Origin of the sequence: Commensalibacter sp. B14384M2 (assembly GCF_016101865.1) — a bacterium.
GTDB classification, from domain to species: Bacteria; Pseudomonadota; Alphaproteobacteria; order Acetobacterales; family Acetobacteraceae; genus Commensalibacter; species Commensalibacter melissae.
This window is the reverse complement of record NZ_JACFPS010000002.1, coordinates 226,769-243,722: the sequence shown is the minus strand read 5'-3', so window position 1 is coordinate 243,722 and position 16,954 is coordinate 226,769. Positions and strand designations below refer to the sequence as shown.

Sequence of the window (16,954 nt, the reverse complement as noted above, 5' to 3'; positions counted from 1 at the left end):
AGTTGTGGTTAGAATTCTTGGGATAGATCCCGGTTTGCGGTTTACCGGATGGGGGATAATTGATGCATGTGACAATCGTCTTACCTATGTGGCAAGTGGTGTCCTGTCTACGAATAGTGATCATTTTGTTCCTCAACGTCTCTGTGTATTAGCATCAGGTTTGGAAAAACTGATTGGTCTTTATCAACCTGAAGAGGTTGCGGTTGAAGAAACCTATGTCAACCGGAATGGCTCTGCCACCTTGAAATTGGGATATGCTAGGGGGGTGGCATTATTAGTACCCGCGCAAAAATATATTAATGTTAATGAATATGGTGCTAAAACAGTTAAGCGTGCCGTGGTTGGAACGGGAGCGGCGACCAAAGATCAGGTATCTGTTATGATTCAGCGTTTATTGCCGGGAGCCAAAATTCCAAGAGCTGATGCAGCTGACGCTTTGGCGATAGCGATTTGTCATGCCCATCATCGGATAAGTCAAATTCGTGTTAATAAAGGAACAATAATGGCATGATAGGACAATTGACTGGGCTTTTGATTGACCAAAATGACAGGGATCGTTGTCTCATTGACGTGAATGGGGTGGGATATGTGGTCTATGTTTCAAGCCGGACCTTATCAAAATTGCCTCGTCCTCCAGAAATTGCCCGTGTATTGATTGAAACCATCGTCAGAGAGGATGCCATATTACTTTATGGATTTGCTGATGGAAAGGAACAGGAATGGTTCAGGATGCTAACAACGGTACAAGGTGTTGGGGTTCGTATGGCGCTGGCGATTCAATCCGTTCTTACGCCGGATGAATTGACTTCGGCCATTATGACAGCTGACAAGGCAAGTTTAATGCGGGCTTCAGGTGTAGGGGCAAGATTGGCTACGCGCATCTTAACTGAACTAAATGGTAAAGTGGCTTCTGGTTCAGATGTGATTAATTCAATTACAATTTCAGGTCAGACAACCGACAATAATGAGACTAATATTGTTGTGGATGTGTTGCTGGCCCTGGAGGGACTTGGATTTCGTCGAATGGAATCCCAACCAATCGTCGGGCGAGTGATTAAAGGTATAAAAGAGAAAAATCAACCCCTTCAACTTGATCATATTATTCGAGAAGCTTTACGTGAGTTGGCCCGATGAAGTCTGAAATAAATCGTCCCATAGATGCAACAAAACGTCAGGAAGACACTGTGGAGGTCGCGTTAAGACCTCAATCTTTGGCTGAATTCATTGGGCAAAAATCATCACGAGAAAACCTTTCAATTTTTATAGAGGCGGCAAGACAGCGAGATGAGGCGTTGGATCATGTTTTGTTACATGGACCACCAGGGCTGGGAAAAACAACCTTGGCGCAGATTGTTTCCAGGGAGTTGGGGGTTGGTTTTCGTGCAACATCTGGACCCGTAATTCAAAGGGCTGGTGATTTGGCGGCAATTTTAACCAATTTACAACCAAGGGATGTATTATTTATTGATGAAATTCATCGATTGCATCCTTCAATTGAAGAAATTCTTTATCCGGCAATGGAGGATTTCCAGCTTGATTTAATAATCGGGGAAGGACCTGCGGCTCGATCGGTTCGTATAGATTTGCCCCCTTTTACGCTTGTCGCAGCAACAACGCGGTCAGGTTTGCTTGCCACACCTTTGCGGGATCGGTTTGGCATTCCGTTACGGTTGATATTTTATACAACAGATGAACTCAAATTGATTGTTGAAAGAGGGGCCTGTAAGCTAGGATTTGAATTGACTGAAGATGGGGCTGCGGAAATTGCCAGAAGATCTCGTGGGACGCCCAGAATAGCGGGCAGGTTGTTACGTCGTGTACGTGATTTTGCGTTTGTCAAGCATAAGAGTGAAAAAGCGGTTGATCGCGAGATTGCTGATGCAGCCTTATCAAGATTGGAGGTTGATCAGCTTGGATTGGATGCAATGGATCGTCGCTATTTGTTGCGTATTGCTGAATTTCATCAGGGTGGGCCGGTCGGTGTTGAAACGTTAGCTGCGGCCTTGGCAGAATCAAGGGATACTCTTGAAGATGTTATTGAACCTTTCCTGATCCAGGAAGGTTTGGTTCTTCGTACAAGTCGTGGCCGTGTTTTGGGAGAGAGAGGCTGGCAACATCTTCATCTGAAACCCCCTGCATTATTAAATACTCAGTTTGATTTGCTGGATAATGATGTGGAGGAGGAATGAAAATCATGGAGATCATCCCTAGTAATTCATTTGACAAAGGTATAAGTAATCCTGCTTTGGCGAAAGAGGAAGTCAAAACTTACCGGTTCAGGGTTTGTTATGAAGATGTTGATGCGGCAGGTATCGTCTATCATGCCCGTTATTTCGGAATTGCAGATCGCGCTCGGACAGAAAGCATACGACGGTTGGGTGGAACAATCAGTGATTTGTACAAGGATTTCGGCTTGGTTTTGGTTGTGAGGGAAGCCGAGATTAAATTCCGAAAACCCTTGTATATTGATGAACTGGTTATTGTAAAAACAAATATAATCACAACTTTGGGGGCAAGTTGCTGGTTATCACAAGTTTTTTTCCGTAATGAAGAAATTGTGACTGAATTAAAAATTCAGCTGGTTTGTCTGAAGAAGGAAACCTATATGCCAGCACCTTTTCCAGCGGATTGGAAAAGAATTTTTGCTGCCATGATGTAGGCAAACCAGTTCGAATAAATTTTTACTCATTATCAAAACAAGATTGTTTTTATTGGAAAAAAAATATATCAAATGGATATTGGAAAATAATAAATAGTCTCAAGTTATATATGAAATTAAATTGAGTGAGACTAATTGTGCAGGAGGCATTTTTGGATCCATCAATTAATGCAGCAAATCTGGCCACACCATCGGCCAGTTTGTCCCCTTGGGCGCTCTTTGTTCATGCGGCGCTAGTAGTTAAACTTGTTATGATCGGCCTGGTTTGTGCCAGTATTTGGGTATGGGCTGTAATTTTTGATAAATATTTTACCCTCCGCAAGGTTAAACGTCAGGCAGATGAATTCGAGGATTTATTCTGGTCAGGTGGGAGTCTTGATGAATTATATGAAAATATTGGGGTGAAACCAACCCATCCCATGGCTGCAGTGTTTAGTGCGGGTATGGGTGAATGGCGTCGATCAGCAAGAATTAATGGAATTGAGATGAGCAGTGAGGGAGTCAAACAGCGAATTGATCGTGCCATGTCAATCACTATTACCCGTGAAATGGAACGCCTGGAAAGATGGGTGACTTTTTTGGCAACAGTAGGGCCGGTGGCACCTTTTATCGGATTGTTTGGAACCGTGTGGGGTATCATGCATGCTTTTGCTTCCATCGCACAATCCAATAACACAAGTCTGGCAGTGGTTGCCCCTGGTATTTCAGAGGCATTATTCGCGACGGCACTGGGTTTGTTGACAGCCATTCCCGCTGTAGTGGCCTATAATTTTGTTAATAACAAGCTTAATTTATTTGCTGAAAGACTTGAAGGTTTTGCGGCTGAATTTAGTGCGATTCTTTCTCGTCAATCTGAAGCAAAAGAAAATCAGGAATAAAATCAATGGGATTTTCTTTAGAGGGTCGAAACAGACGGGGGCGTGGCAGACGTCCACAGGCAGATATTAACGTTACGCCGATGGTTGATGTCATGTTGGTTCTGTTAATTATTTTCATGGTTGCGGCCCCTATGATGACAAGCGGAATTAATGTTGATTTACCAAAAACTGCCGCGAAACCGGTAAATGCAGATACCAAACCGATTACTGTTACAGTCAGGGAAGATGGATCCGTTTATTTGGGAGACAATGTTGTAGATATGAATCAATTGGTGGAGCAGTTGAAAGTCATGTCTCAGAATGATTCTGAACATCGTATCTTTGTTAAGGGAGATCAGCATATCAATTACGGCAGGGTCATGGAAGTGATGGGACGTGTTACAGCTGGAGGATTTACGCATGTCGCGTTACTTGCACAAATGCCTGATACAACATCCAACCCTTCTTCAAAAACGCCATAATTGAGGATTATGTATTTTGCTGGGCATGTACCGTTCTGAGAGAAAAATTTTCAGATGCTCTTTTTTGGCATCAATCGGAACGCATTTTGGGGTTATCGTTCTGGCGATTCTATTATCATGGTTATTTCATTTTGCGCCTCCACCCCCACCCCCTGAAGAAAAAGCAGTAGAGGTTGAATTTACAAGCGATAATGCAGGACAAGAAGTTCCAGCTAAATCGGAGCAAGATTCCCCGAACCCGAATGCGCCTGCATTGGAAAAACTGGATGCTCCACCTGCGCCAACACCTACTAAAACTGAACCTGTCGAAGAAACGCCTCCACCTCCGCCTCCACCTCCGCCAATGCCCCCTCCACCTGATGCGGTTGCAAAAATGCAAAAACAGGATTCGATTTTACCTAAAACTGTTGAAACGCCCGCACCTGCAGAGGTAACGTTACCACCTACTGTTTCACCATTGGCATCCTCTTCAAATTCTCATGTTCCATCCCCACCATCACCAATGCCTATGCCCACCGCGTTACCTCAGGTGCAGAATTTCTCTCGATTGACAAAAATGGAAAAAGCAAAAAAAGAAATTCCTGATACACATTCACTTGAATCGACGTTGGATGCCTATCAAGCTGACCAGAAACAAACACATCCTCCCAGAGCCAAAGCAAATCCAAGACAGGGAGGGGCTCCTAATGGTGGTGGAGCGAGAAATGGCGATATCACAAGAGGGCTTTCAGCAGGTCAGCAGGGGAAAATAGCGGCATCTGTTCGTCGATGTTATGTTGAAGACACAGCAGCAAAAGATTATGCTAATTTTGTGGCACATTTAATTGTAACAATTGATGCTTCAGGAGAGGCTAGAATAGTTAAATTTGATTCAGTGACTCATGCAAAAATGAATACTGATTCAACATATAGGGCATTAGCAGAACGGGCAAGGGACGCCGTGTTAAGTCCTGTATGTTCAAAATTGCCGATACCTTCAAATCTGTTGGGAAAGACGGGTCAGATTCGTTTTGTATTCCGTCCATAATTATGTCTAAATTTGTAAGTTAATATGCATTATCAATAATAGGGAAAATAGGATTATGCGCTCAATAATTTCTGATAATGATGCTGATATTTTACGGGATGTTTTAATTCCTCGCCGAAAAATTTTGTATGGATGTGTAGCAGGTGGAATTGTGGCAACACCTTTATCATCTGCATTTGCGCAGCAAGCCGGCGGTGCAGATGAAATTACAGTTGATCGGGCAAGAAACGAGCCTATCCCTATTGTTATTCCTGATTTTGGTTCTGGGAATGGCGGTGCCATAACTCAGGTATTAACAGATGACTTGAATAATACAGGGTTATTTCGAGTTATTAGTAGTACATCACCAACCTCTACACCTGATTTTGCCGCCTATAAAGCCATGGGGGCTCGTGCTATCGTGACTGGATCAGAGGTGAATGGGCGAGTTGAATTTCGGCTATGGAATGCGTTGACCGGTGAACAGATTCAGGGAACAGCCTATTCAATTTCCGGGTCAGGTGCCATAAGGGAGGATCTTCGTCGTGTTTCCCATATGATAGGGGACGTTATTTATGAGCGTTTATTGGGGGATAAGGGATATTTCAATACACGAATTGCATATGTTGCACAGACCGGCCGCCGGTCAGATCCCACAAAACGTCTGGCAATCATGGATTATGACGGTGCTAACAGTCGAATCTTAACCAGCGGGCGCTGGCTTGTCTTGACGCCCCGATTCAGTCCTGTTTCTAATCAGATAGCATTTATGTCTTATGTCAATAACCGTCCTCGAGTTTACTTGTTTGATCTTCAATCAGGCAGACAAAGAATTTTGGGAGATTTTTCGGGTATATCTTTTGCACCGCGTTTTTCGCCTGATGGAAGGTCTGTCATTATGTCTGTAACAAGGGGAGGAGGTTCTGATCTTTATTCTGTTGATCTGGGTTCGGGCAGCAAACGTCAATTAACCAGTTCCGGGGCTATTGATACGAGCCCTTGTTATAGTCCTGATGGATCTCAAATTGTTTTTTCTTCAGATCGGGGTGGAAGACAGCAATTATACATAATGAGTGCAAGTGGAGGTGGAGTCCGACGTATTTCTTATGGAAACGGTAGTTATGCAGGCCCCGTATGGTCACCAAGAGGTGACCTTATTGCGTTTGTGAGAATTGGCGGCGGTGGATTCTCATTGGGTGTTATGGCGCCTGACGGTACTGGAGAAAGAATTTTAACCCAAGGTTTCACTGTCGAAAGCCCAACATTTTGTTCAAATGGCCGTGTTATGGCGTTCTGTAACCAATCGTCTGCCGGTGCGCGTGGAAGCGGTTTTTCTTCATCCATCAAGATGATTGATGTTTCCGGTTTTCATGAGAGAAGCATTCCTACATCAACGATGGCGATGGATCCTTCTTGGTCTTCTGGCAACAGTTAAAATAAATTTTGGAAATAAAATAAAATTATTGCGGTAAAAAATTCAATTTTTGCTAAAATCGCTTGTGTATTTAACTTGTTTAGATATAAATGAAAGACTAGAATTGAAATTGATATGTCTTTCATAAAATAAGACTTTTTGGATTTTGATTTTGATTTTTTTAGGCAATATTTACCAACATAAAAGTTGAGAAAATAGAAAGCCGTTTTGTAGGAATACATACAATGAATATAAAGCTTATTAGTGCTTTTGGTGCTGCGTTATTACTAGCAGCATGTTCTGGCGGAGATCATAAAGGTGCGACAACCGGTAATGGTGGTGGAACACAAGCTCCAACCGTGAGCGGTCCAGTTCCTGGAAGTCAAGCTGATTTAGTTGCTAATGTTGGTGATCGTGTTTTCTTTGAATTCAATTCAAACAAATTAACGGATGATGCCCGTGCAACCTTGAATCGTCAGGCTGATTGGTTGAAAAAATATCCAAATGTCCAGGTCATGATTGCCGGTAACTGCGATGATCGCGGCACAGAAGAATATAATATTGCATTAGGGTCTCGCCGCGCAAATGCAGCTCGGGATTATTTGGTATCCTTGGGCGTTGCATCAGATCGTATGACAACCATCTCATATGGTAAGGATAAACCTATTGCTGAAGGTGACAACGAAGAAGCATGGTCACAGAACCGTAATGCGACTACTTCAGTTCGTTAATTCCTAGCTCGATAACTTTTCAATAAAAGCCGGTAATACGTATATACGTTATGCCGGCTTTTTGTTATGTAATGTAAAAGAACGTAATTTATAAATGGTTAAAGCTTTTTGAATTTATTATCAAATGAGGGATAGTAAAGGGTTTGGCAATGATAACGAAGCAAAAACATTCAAAAATTTCTAATTTACTTTCAATTGATCATCCAAAGGTCAAAGGAAGTATAACAGGTTTATTTCTATCAATTATGATTTGTCCTTTTTACGGTAATGCCCAAGAAAATAACAGCCGTCAGGTTATTGCGCTACAAAACCAGGTCGCACAATTAAAATCGCAGATCAGCCAGCTTCAGGCACAGAATACTAATTTTAATGATGATTCTGATAATTATCGTAAAAAAAGGCATAAAGATAAAGATGAGGATGATAGTTTATCAACAAATAACAGTTTACTTCCCGATTTAGTTAGCCGGATAAACAATCTAGAAGATCAGCAAAGGGTTATGAGGGGCGAAATTGATGATTTGTCAAACCAATTGAAAACTCAAAACGATCTTATCAATAAGAAAATTGATGATATGAATTTTGCTGCTGGTCGTGGAGGCGCTTCCAATGGTTCTTCAGATGATGTGGTAACTGATTCAAAAAGTGAAATTTCTAAAAAATCATCAATTTCGGATGATTCAGGAACAATTAAATCTGTAAAACCTGAAACAGGTTCAACCTTGAGAGATGGTCAACAGGCATTGTTGAATGGTAATTTTCAGATCGCAGAATCCATCGCCCAAAAAATTTTATCCACGCCTGAAGGTGCCAAGTCCCCTAGTGCACGATATTTGCTGGCTCAGGCTCAGGCTGGACAAGGAAATTTCAAGGCTTCATCAGTAAATTATTATGCTGTTTATAAAAATTTTCCTAAATCTCCCAAGGCTCCATCTGCTTTGTTGGGTGTAGGATATTTAATGTTAAAAAATGGCAAGGTTCAGGAAGCTTGTCAGGCTGTAAGTCTGCTTCATAGTAAATATCCAAATGTTTCAACCCAGGTGAAATCTTCTGCCTTGAATTTAAGTCGTAAAGCTAAATGTTCCTGATTTGTTAAATCTGTATGGATGATATTTTAAAACCTGTATCTCAAGATGAATTTAATTCTTGTATTGAGTCATTGGGACCTTGGGGTAACGATGATGAAAAGTTGCCACCCATTGTATTGGCTGTATCTGGTGGTGCAGATAGTTTGTGTCTTGCATTGTTGGCATCCCGTTGGCGACGAAATGTATTTTCTTTAATTGTAGATCATGGAATTCGGTCAAATTCGGCTATAGAGGCAGCACTTACACAAGAAAGATTGAAGGATCTTGGAATTGAATCAAAAGTTCTGACATTAGATAATCTAAAACCTGGAGCCGCATTGGAAGAAAGAGCGCGTATTGAGCGTTACAAAATATTAATTCAGACATGTTGTAAAATGGGAAGCATAGATTTGCTTTTGGGTCATCATGCTGGGGATCAGGCGGAAACTGTACTGATGCGAATACGTGCCGGAAGTGGTGAGGATGGAATTGCCGCTATGGCTGCTATTACGGATTTGCCGCAGATAAGGTTAATAAGACCTTTACTATCGATCGCACCACAACGTTTGAGAATAACCTTAAAACAGGAAGGGATTATATGGGTCGAGGATCCATCCAATCAGGATCTAAAATTTCAGAGAAATCAGGTGAGAAAGGAATTGTCGTCGGCCTGGGCATCTTCAGGATCTGTCTCAATACTATTACATCGCTCGCGGGAAGAGAGTAAAAAAAGAATGAAAAAAGATCAGGATCAGGCTGTTTTTGTTACAGAAAACATTTTGATCAGATCAGAAGGATTTGCTTATTTTTCCACCAAAGGTATGGATGAAAGAACGCTGGGTGCTTTAATCAGAACAATTTCCGGTTCTGTGTATGCACCCTTGCAGAAATCAATTAATCGGCTTGTTCAATCAATGCGTAAAGTTACTCTTGGTGGCGTACAAATTATGCCAGCTGGAAGGTTGGGAAATGGTTGGATGATGATTAGAGAGGCAACTGTTATTGAAAAGGCAAAAATGGCTCGGCCAAATACGATTTGGGATTATCGTTTTCGAGTTATTATGCCAGAATATGATATTAGTGATAAAGTTACGATTGCTGCATTGGGTAAAGCTTACAAACAGTTTTCATGTAGAGAGGGATTGCCTGTTTGCATTTTGAAAACATTACCTGCTTTTTGGTATAATGATAAATTATTGGCTGTACCTCATTTGGGAATATATTCGGACGAGTCCGTCAAAGAATGGGATATTGTTTTCCAGCCTAGACAATCCTTGACACAAAGTCATCTTTTTTCGACCACAAAATTAGCTTAATTATGTAATTATGTTTATAATAAATCGGTTTAAATTCAATATTTTTAAGGAAAAATATTTTTTAGGGTAGGAAAGATTTGTTTCAGTTCTTATGTTATTAAGTAAGAGATAAATTGTAATATGAAGAATATAAAATGATATATATTAAATATTCTTTTTTAAAAACGTGTTTATCCTAAAACATGGAAATATAAAGTAGAATGAAAAATTTTGGGCGTAATTTAAGTTTATGGATACTTGTTATTGTATCAGTAATGTTAGTGGTTGGATATTTTCGGCCAAGCAGTAATGTTGTTGTAGACAATCAAGTTAGTTATTCTAAATTTCTGGGGGATGTTAACGCTGGAAACGTTAAATCAGTTGTCATACAGGACCGGTATTTAACTGGAACAAATCAGGATGGAAAAAAATTTCAAACCTATTTGCCAACACAGGATACTTCGCTTTTATCAACCCTCACTGACCATAAAGTTACGATAGAGGTTAAACCTGTAGATAATCATCCAAATCTTTTTTGGCAGCTTGTATTGAATTTATTGCCAACATTGCTGATTATCGGTTTATTTATTCTTCTCATGCGCAATATGCAAAGCGCAGGGGGAAAGGCAATGGGATTTGGTAAATCTAAGGCCCGTTTGCTGACTGAAAAACAGGGACGTGTCACATTTGCGGATGTGGCGGGAATTGATGAAGCTAAAAGCGAGTTGGAAGAAATTGTTGAATTCCTTAAAGATCCACAAAAATTTCAGCGGCTGGGTGGCAGAATACCAAAAGGGGTCTTGTTGGTTGGCCCTCCTGGAACAGGGAAAACCTTATTGGCGCGTGCGATTGCTGGCGAGGCAAATGTTCCATTTTTTACAATTTCAGGTTCTGATTTTGTAGAAATGTTTGTTGGAGTGGGGGCTTCTCGTGTTCGAGATATGTTTGAACAGGGTAAAAAAGCTGCTCCCTGTATTATTTTTATCGATGAAATTGACGCTGTTGGACGTCATCGTGGTGCTGGTCTCGGTGGTGGTAATGATGAGCGAGAACAGACTTTAAATCAGATGCTGGTTGAAATGGATGGATTTGACAGCAATGAAAGCGTAATTCTCATAGCCGCAACGAACAGGCCTGATGTTTTGGATCCGGCATTGTTACGTCCAGGAAGATTTGATCGTCAGGTTGTTGTGCCTAATCCTGATGTCGGGGGTCGTGAAAAAATCCTTCGCGTACATATGAAAAAGGTTCCGTTAGCATCTGATGTTGATCCAAGAGTAATTGCCCGTGGAACACCAGGTTTTTCTGGTGCTGATCTTGCAAATCTTGTTAATGAGGCGGCTTTGTTGGCTGCACGGTTAAACCGTCGAACAGTATCGATGCTGGAATTTGAAAATGCCAAAGACAAGGTCATGATGGGTTCAGAACGTCGTTCATTGGTCATGAGTGAAGATGAGAAAAAAATGACCGCTTATCATGAAGGCGGGCATGCCATTTGCGCATTATTTACTCCTGGATGTGATCCGGTACATAAGGCTACAATTATTCCACGTGGACGCGCATTGGGAATGGTGATGAGTTTACCGGAAGGCGATCGCTATTCAAAAAGCAAATCGAAATGTTTGGCTGAACTGGTTCTTGCCATGGGTGGACGTTGTGCCGAATCAATGATTTTTGGTCCGGAAAATGTTTCAAACGGTGCATCTGGCGATATCAAAATGGCGACGGATCTTGCACGACGGATGGTTACTGAATGGGGTATGAGTGAAAAAATTGGACTTGTTTCTTATGCTGAAAATGAACAAGAGGTTTTTCTTGGTCATTCCATGGGACAAGGTAAAAATATTTCCAGTGAAACCGTTCATGAAATAGAAGCCGAAGTTAAACGTTTGATTGATGATGCACATAAACGTGCAACAGCGTTGTTAGAAGAGCACAGGGAAGATCTTGAAAGATTGGCTCAAGGTCTTTTGGAATATGAAACTTTAAGTGGAGAGGAAATTAGACAGGTTCTTCGTGGTGAAAAAATTGAACGTAGCCTTGTTGATGACACGACAAAAAAATTGAGATCATCAATCGATGTGGCTCATCATTCAGGTGATAATGTTGGTTCTGATGAAATAAAAAAGGATGATGCTGGTCATGCTGATAATCCTGTTCCTGCAACAGGTGTTAATTTTGAGGAACATAACTAGGGTTTTAATTTTATGGATTAAAACTATTTTTTTAAGTGAAAAGAATATATTCTTTTCACTTATTTTATTTGAGATTGATATTAGATGACACTGTCATGATTATAGCGTTAAGAATGATATGATTATAAATCCTACAGGATTTTTATTTGGAAATTCAGCCCGGTTTGCAATCAAAAATGAGCTTGCATTACCTTTTGCAGGTCAAGAAAAAAAAGTTGCCTTTTCAATGATTGAGATAATTGAGAATCAAAAACTGGAAATTGGGTATGTTAAAGATTGTTTTCATTCACCCTTATATTCTAATCAGATAAGAAAAATAACAACTGCCTCACCTCTGGCTGGATTGCCTGAAGGTTCTCTAATTATGGGTATACTGAATGTAACGCCTGATAGTTTTAGCGATGGTGGCAAACATTATTCAAGTTCAACTGCTATTCGGGCCGCTCATAAAATGGTTGAGGATGGTGCGACAGTAATCGATATTGGTGGTGAAAGTACACGACCTGGCTCTCAACCTGTGTCAACTGAAGAGGAATGTCATAGAATTATTCCTGTTGTTAAAGCATTAAAAGGATGTGGTGCCTATTTGTCTGTTGATACGCGTCATGCTGAAACAATGAAATATGCCTTAGATGCAGGAGCTGATTTAATTAATGATATTTCTGCTCTTGATGATAGGGAAAGTGCACAGGTTATTTCTCAGGCTCAATGTCCTGTGATTTTGATGCATATGCGTGGAAACCCCCAGACAATGCATCAATATAAGAATTACAACAATGTTTTGGTTGATGTTTTTGCAGAGTTGCAAAGAAAAATTCAAAAAGCGGTAAATGCAGGTATTCGTCGTGAAAATGTAATACTTGATCCAGGTATAGGTTTTGCAAAGAATAATTTTCAAAATATGGAACTTTTAAAAAAATTCGCCGCTTTTGCTAACTTAGGTTGCCGTTTGCTTCTAGCAGTCTCCAGAAAACGTTTTATTAGGGAAGTTGCTGGAAAAATGAATTTTGAGGAATATGATGCCGCTACCATGATAGCGTCATCTCCAGCATTTTATTTTGGAAATTCAATTGTTCGTGTTCACAATGTGCCCGCTGCGGTACAAAGCATGAAAATGTGGCAGACTTTATATGGTTGATTTCTGTCATATCAATTGTGATGTTTTATTGTTTAACATGGGAAAAGTTAATGAAAAATCATAGATTACTTTTTGGAACAGATGGAATTCGTGGTACAGCCAATAGTGATCCTATGACGGTAGAAGTGGCACAGAAGCTTGGCCAAGCTGCAGGATTGATGTTCATGGCTGGAAAAGACCATAGAAGACATCAAGTTTTGATCGGAAAAGATACACGTTTATCAGGCTATATGATTGAAAGTGCCTTGGTTGCCGGTTTTTTATCGGCAGGAATGGATGTGATTCTGGTTGGTCCGATGCCTACGCCAGCGATTGCAATGTTGACTCGCTCCTTGCGTGCTGATCTTGGGGTTATGATTTCTGCATCACATAATCCATTCCAAGATAATGGAATAAAAATTTTTAACAGAGATGGATTTAAGCTTTCCGATGCACAGGAGCTTGAAATTGAAGCTATGATGCGATCTGATTTGTCAGGTCAATTGGCTGGTAATGAACATATTGGTCGGGCCGTACGTCTGGATGATGCAGCAGGTCGCTATATTGAACATGCAAAGGCTTCTTTTCCCCGTGGGTGTCGCCTTGATGGTTTGAAAATCGTTATTGATTGTGCAAATGGTTCCGCTTATCATGTGGCCCCCAAAGCACTGTGGGAGTTGGGCGCAGAAGTTATATCGCTTGGATGTAAACCGAACGGTTTAAATATTAATAAAAACTGTGGCTCAACACATCCAGAAACGTTAATCAATTCTGTGTTGGAGCATAAGGCTGATTTGGGAATAGCTCTTGATGGCGATGCTGATCGTATGCTGTTGGTTGATGAAGAGGGCAAGCTTATCGATGGTGATCAGATTCTGGCTTTAATTGCATCTTCCTGGGATAGAAAGAAGATGCTCCAAAATCATTCAATTGTAGCGACAGTGATGTCCAATATGGGACTCGAGCAGTTTTTGGATGATACCGGAATTCAATTAACGAGAACCTGTGTAGGTGATCGTTATGTTGTTGAAAAGATGCGTCAACTTGGATGTAATGTTGGAGGGGAACAGTCTGGGCATATGATCCTTTCTGAATTTTCAACGACCGGTGATGGTCTTATTGCTGCATTGCAAGTATTGGCAGTTATTATTGAAGAGGGTAAAAAAGCAAGTGAAGTATGTAGAATGTTTATGCCGTTCCCTCAAAAGTTATATAATATTCGTTTTAACGGAAAAAACCCTTTAAATACCGAAGCAGTTAAAAAGGTCGTAAGGGATTCGGAATTGAAATTGGGTAAAGAGGGAAGGGTCCTTCTAAGGAAAAGTGGGACAGAACCCTTGATTCGTATTATGGTTGAGGCAAAAGATAATCAGCTTGTGGATCTTGTGTTACAGCAATTAAAACAAGTGATTGAAAATAATATCTAGGTATTGACTTTATGTAGTTAAATATGAAAGCAGGTTGTCTATTATTTGATGATTTATTGAATAATGTTCCTTTGGGACAGAAAGTATCTCTTTTATGCTTTGAACGAAAGGAGAGAGGGGTTTATCCTGATCATAACAATTTTCAATCATGTTTTGAATCATTGTTAAAGTCATTTCCGGATGGAACTGTAATCCAATTACATTATTCTTTATCATAAAGGCCTGATGTGGGCAACCTTGACTAAATGCGAGTAATTTGGCATGTGCTGGAATATCAAATTGTTCACCATGCCATAAAAATGTGACAAAATTTTCAGGCCATTTGATTTTCTTACGCTCCTTGGATTGAATTACCTGAATAGGAAACCAACCAATTTCTTTATGCTTAGCGATTGTAATATGGGCATTATAAATGTCAGCAATTAATTGAGCCCCCAAACAAATGCCTAGAGTTGGAATATTTTTATTTATTAAGTTTTTAATTAATTGTTTTTCTTTTGATAACCATTTATATTTTTTTTCATCATGAACACTCATGGGACCACCCATGATAATTAAAAGATTGATGTTATAGGAAAGAGGAATGTTTTTTTCATCCATTTCGTACAATTTCAAAATAATTGTTTCATATTGATGTATTTTTAGCCAATCAAGAATATAACCTGGTGTCTCAAAAGAAGCATGCTGCAAGATTAATGCCTTCAAGATTGTTTCCTTTGGTATGAATGTTTATGTTAAAAATTTTGATGAATTATAATAATATTATTGGTAAATTGAAACAAAAAAGCCTCTTGATATGAGATCAAGAGGCTTTGATGATTTATCAATGGATAAACTAAAGAGTTTTATCCCCTTTGTGCCAGCTGCAAGGACAAAGCCCCCCGTTTTGTAAAGCATCAAGAATGCGGAGGAATTCTTCTGGATTGCGACCAACAGACAGGTCATTTGCACTGACGTGACGGATAATCCCTTCTGGATCAACAATATATGTCGCTCTTAAATCAACACCAGCTTTATAATGAAGAATACCTAATGCTGCAGAAAGTTCACGCTTGTTGTCAGCCAACATTGGAATCTTCAGATTTTTTAAAGTTTCATTATGAAGACGCCAGTTTAAATGAACATATTCAGAGTCAATCGATACACCGTAAACAGCAGTGTTACGTTCTGAAAATTCTGTTTCCATGTCGCTAAAAGCCGCGATTTCCGTTGGGCAAATGAATGTGAAATCCATAGGCCAAAAGAAAAATAATTTCCATTTACCCTTGTCGCTTTGATTATTGATCGTTATAAATTCTCCATTCAGTCCATCAGGACCAGCAGGAACAGTTGTAAGACTAAAAGATGGAAATTGATCACCAACAGTCAACATATTATTTTCTCCTAATAAAATAACATTATAAAATTTTTTTTTGGTTCCTCTATTAATATGTGTAAAAAATGCTAATATTTCAAATGAAATATTTAGTAATGAATGATTGAAAAAAACGATGGAAGCACTCCCTTCGCCGCAACAATTACGTTATCTTATTGCATTGTCAGAATTACATCATTTTGGTCGTGCGGCAAATGCCTGCTCTGTCACACAGTCAACATTATCTGCAGGAATTTTAAGTTTAGAACGTCAGTTGAATGTCTCTATATTGGATAGAACAGCAGGAAAAAGGGTTGTATTTACACCATTGGGACAGGAAATAGCTGAACAAGCGAGAATTGCATTACAGGGTTTGGAAACGGTTCGTGAAATGGTAAGTTTTGCGCATGAACCACTTTCCTCTTCTTTGAGGCTTGGAATCATTCCCACAATTGCACCTTATATTTTATCTTTTTTGGTTAGGGAAATTCGGAAAACCTATCCAAAACTAACTTTGACTATTCAGGAAGATATAACTGAAAATCTAATGGAAAAATTATTCATTGGATATCTCGATTTATTGATTATTGCAATGCCATGTTCCTGTGGAGGTGCGGATACCTATGCGCTTTATAAAGACAAATTCTATTTAATAACACCCAAGGATCATGTCTTAGCCTCTTTGGATAGGGTGTCATTACATCAGATTGATCCAAAAGAAATTATAATGTTGCAAGATGGTCATTGTTTACGCGATCAGACCATTGATATGTGTCGACAAAGTCAGACCATGAAAGCGGTCAACGATTTTAGCAACAATTTTGTCGCCTCTTCTCTGGATACGGTAATAAGTATGGTTGAAGTCGGTTTGGGAATTGCATTTATTCCCGAAATGGTTATTAGATCCGGTGTAATAGTAAACAAGGATGTAGCTGTCTGTTCTTTAGAGGGAAATCCAGCCTGGAGAACAATTGGCCTGGCTTGGCGTAGAAATTCATTGAGATCGGCAGAATTCAAGCAATTTGAAAAAGTTTTCCAAAAGCTTAAACTTTAGAAAATAATCGCTTTGCATTTGACATTTTTTAATTTTTCTTTATATAAAAAGGGACTTTTGTATTTATTGCCTGGGATGAATTAATTATGAAAATCAGAAATAGTTTACGTTCTGCGAAACTTCGCGATAAAGATTGTCGCATTGTTCGCCGTCATGGAAAAGTATATGTAATCAACAAGAAAAATCCGCGTATGAAAGCACGTCAAGGTTAGTTCTTAATTTTTATTACTTTTTACAATCCTCTGTTTAAGAGGATTTTTTATAGAATATACAATTCAAACAATATGCGTTCTAAA

General features: G+C 39.8%; 18 protein-coding genes. 16 read left to right on the top strand and 2 right to left on the bottom strand.

Annotated features, from left to right (window positions below):
• Positions 1-4: 4 nt before the first annotated feature.
• The 14 genes from ruvC (at position 5) to glmM (ending at position 14,250) form a co-directional block, all read left to right on the top strand.
• Complete coding sequence (gene ruvC, locus H3R33_RS04945; protein ID WP_110438797.1) at positions 5-511, top strand: crossover junction endodeoxyribonuclease RuvC; 507 nt, start codon at positions 5-7, stop codon at positions 509-511.
• Positions 508-1,134: a Holliday junction branch migration protein RuvA gene (ruvA, locus tag H3R33_RS04940; protein WP_122123365.1), complete on the top strand. Its 627-nt coding sequence runs from the start codon at positions 508-510 to the stop codon at positions 1,132-1,134. The genes ruvC and ruvA overlap by 4 nt, the downstream gene beginning before the upstream one ends.
• A complete protein-coding gene (gene ruvB, locus H3R33_RS04935; RefSeq protein WP_110438799.1) occupies positions 1,131-2,189 on the top strand; it encodes a Holliday junction branch migration DNA helicase RuvB in 1,059 nt (352 codons plus the stop codon). The genes ruvA and ruvB overlap by 4 nt, the downstream gene beginning before the upstream one ends.
• Positions 2,190-2,194: 5 nt before the next feature.
• Positions 2,195-2,659, top strand: a complete 465-nt coding sequence (locus H3R33_RS04930) for a YbgC/FadM family acyl-CoA thioesterase (protein ID WP_198184836.1) — start codon at positions 2,195-2,197, stop codon at positions 2,657-2,659.
• Between the two features lie 152 nt (positions 2,660-2,811).
• Positions 2,812-3,537 carry a protein TolQ gene (gene tolQ, locus H3R33_RS04925; protein ID WP_110439004.1) on the top strand — a complete coding sequence of 242 codons (726 nt, stop codon included), beginning with the start codon at positions 2,812-2,814 and terminating at the stop codon, positions 3,535-3,537.
• 5 nt (positions 3,538-3,542) lie between these two features.
• Positions 3,543-3,998, top strand: coding sequence for a protein TolR (gene tolR / locus H3R33_RS04920; RefSeq protein WP_110438801.1), 456 nt, complete (start codon positions 3,543-3,545; stop codon positions 3,996-3,998).
• Between the two features lie 25 nt (positions 3,999-4,023).
• On the top strand, positions 4,024-5,025 hold the full coding sequence (locus H3R33_RS04915) for an energy transducer TonB (RefSeq protein WP_370552687.1): 1,002 nt from the start codon (positions 4,024-4,026) through the stop codon (positions 5,023-5,025).
• 55 nt (positions 5,026-5,080) lie between these two features.
• Positions 5,081-6,439: a Tol-Pal system beta propeller repeat protein TolB gene (gene tolB / locus H3R33_RS04910; protein ID WP_198184838.1), complete on the top strand. Its 1,359-nt coding sequence runs from the start codon at positions 5,081-5,083 to the stop codon at positions 6,437-6,439.
• 224 nt (positions 6,440-6,663) lie between these two features.
• Positions 6,664-7,149 carry a peptidoglycan-associated lipoprotein Pal gene (gene pal / locus H3R33_RS04905; RefSeq protein WP_110438805.1) on the top strand — a complete coding sequence of 162 codons (486 nt, stop codon included), beginning with the start codon at positions 6,664-6,666 and terminating at the stop codon, positions 7,147-7,149.
• Positions 7,150-7,298: 149 nt separating this feature from the next.
• Entirely contained in the window at positions 7,299-8,237 is a 939-nt protein-coding gene (locus tag H3R33_RS04900; protein WP_198184839.1) for a hypothetical protein, read from the top strand.
• Between the two features lie 14 nt (positions 8,238-8,251).
• Positions 8,252-9,532 (top strand): tRNA lysidine(34) synthetase TilS, encoded by a 1,281-nt coding sequence (tilS, locus tag H3R33_RS04895; RefSeq protein ID WP_198184840.1) that lies wholly within the window; start codon positions 8,252-8,254, stop codon positions 9,530-9,532.
• A 200-nt stretch (positions 9,533-9,732) separates the two neighbouring features.
• Positions 9,733-11,706 carry an ATP-dependent zinc metalloprotease FtsH gene (ftsH, locus tag H3R33_RS04890; RefSeq protein ID WP_198184841.1) on the top strand — a complete coding sequence of 658 codons (1,974 nt, stop codon included), beginning with the start codon at positions 9,733-9,735 and terminating at the stop codon, positions 11,704-11,706.
• A gap of 118 nt (positions 11,707-11,824) precedes the next feature.
• On the top strand, positions 11,825-12,844 hold the full coding sequence (gene folP / locus H3R33_RS04885) for a dihydropteroate synthase (RefSeq protein WP_198184842.1): 1,020 nt from the start codon (positions 11,825-11,827) through the stop codon (positions 12,842-12,844).
• Positions 12,845-12,894: 50 nt separating this feature from the next.
• Positions 12,895-14,250 (top strand): phosphoglucosamine mutase, encoded by a 1,356-nt coding sequence (gene glmM / locus H3R33_RS04880; protein ID WP_198184843.1) that lies wholly within the window; start codon positions 12,895-12,897, stop codon positions 14,248-14,250.
• Between the two features lie 9 nt (positions 14,251-14,259).
• Here glmM and H3R33_RS04875 read toward each other — a convergent pair whose 3' ends face one another.
• Together H3R33_RS04875 and H3R33_RS04870 are read right to left on the bottom strand one after the other, a co-directional pair.
• Positions 14,260-14,955 carry a type 1 glutamine amidotransferase gene (locus H3R33_RS04875; protein ID WP_198184844.1) on the bottom strand — a complete coding sequence of 232 codons (696 nt, stop codon included), beginning with the start codon at positions 14,953-14,955 and terminating at the stop codon, positions 14,260-14,262.
• A 130-nt stretch (positions 14,956-15,085) separates the two neighbouring features.
• Positions 15,086-15,622, bottom strand: a complete 537-nt coding sequence (locus tag H3R33_RS04870; protein ID WP_198184845.1) for a peroxiredoxin — start codon at positions 15,620-15,622, stop codon at positions 15,086-15,088.
• Positions 15,623-15,740: 118 nt separating this feature from the next.
• Here H3R33_RS04870 and H3R33_RS04865 point away from each other — a divergent pair, with 118 nt between their 5' ends.
• On the top strand, positions 15,741-16,658 hold the full coding sequence (locus H3R33_RS04865) for a hydrogen peroxide-inducible genes activator (RefSeq protein WP_155565250.1): 918 nt from the start codon (positions 15,741-15,743) through the stop codon (positions 16,656-16,658).
• Between the two features lie 86 nt (positions 16,659-16,744).
• Positions 16,745-16,870, top strand: coding sequence for a type B 50S ribosomal protein L36 (gene ykgO, locus H3R33_RS04860; protein WP_110438813.1), 126 nt, complete (start codon positions 16,745-16,747; stop codon positions 16,868-16,870).
• Positions 16,871-16,954: the final 84 nt, after the last annotated feature.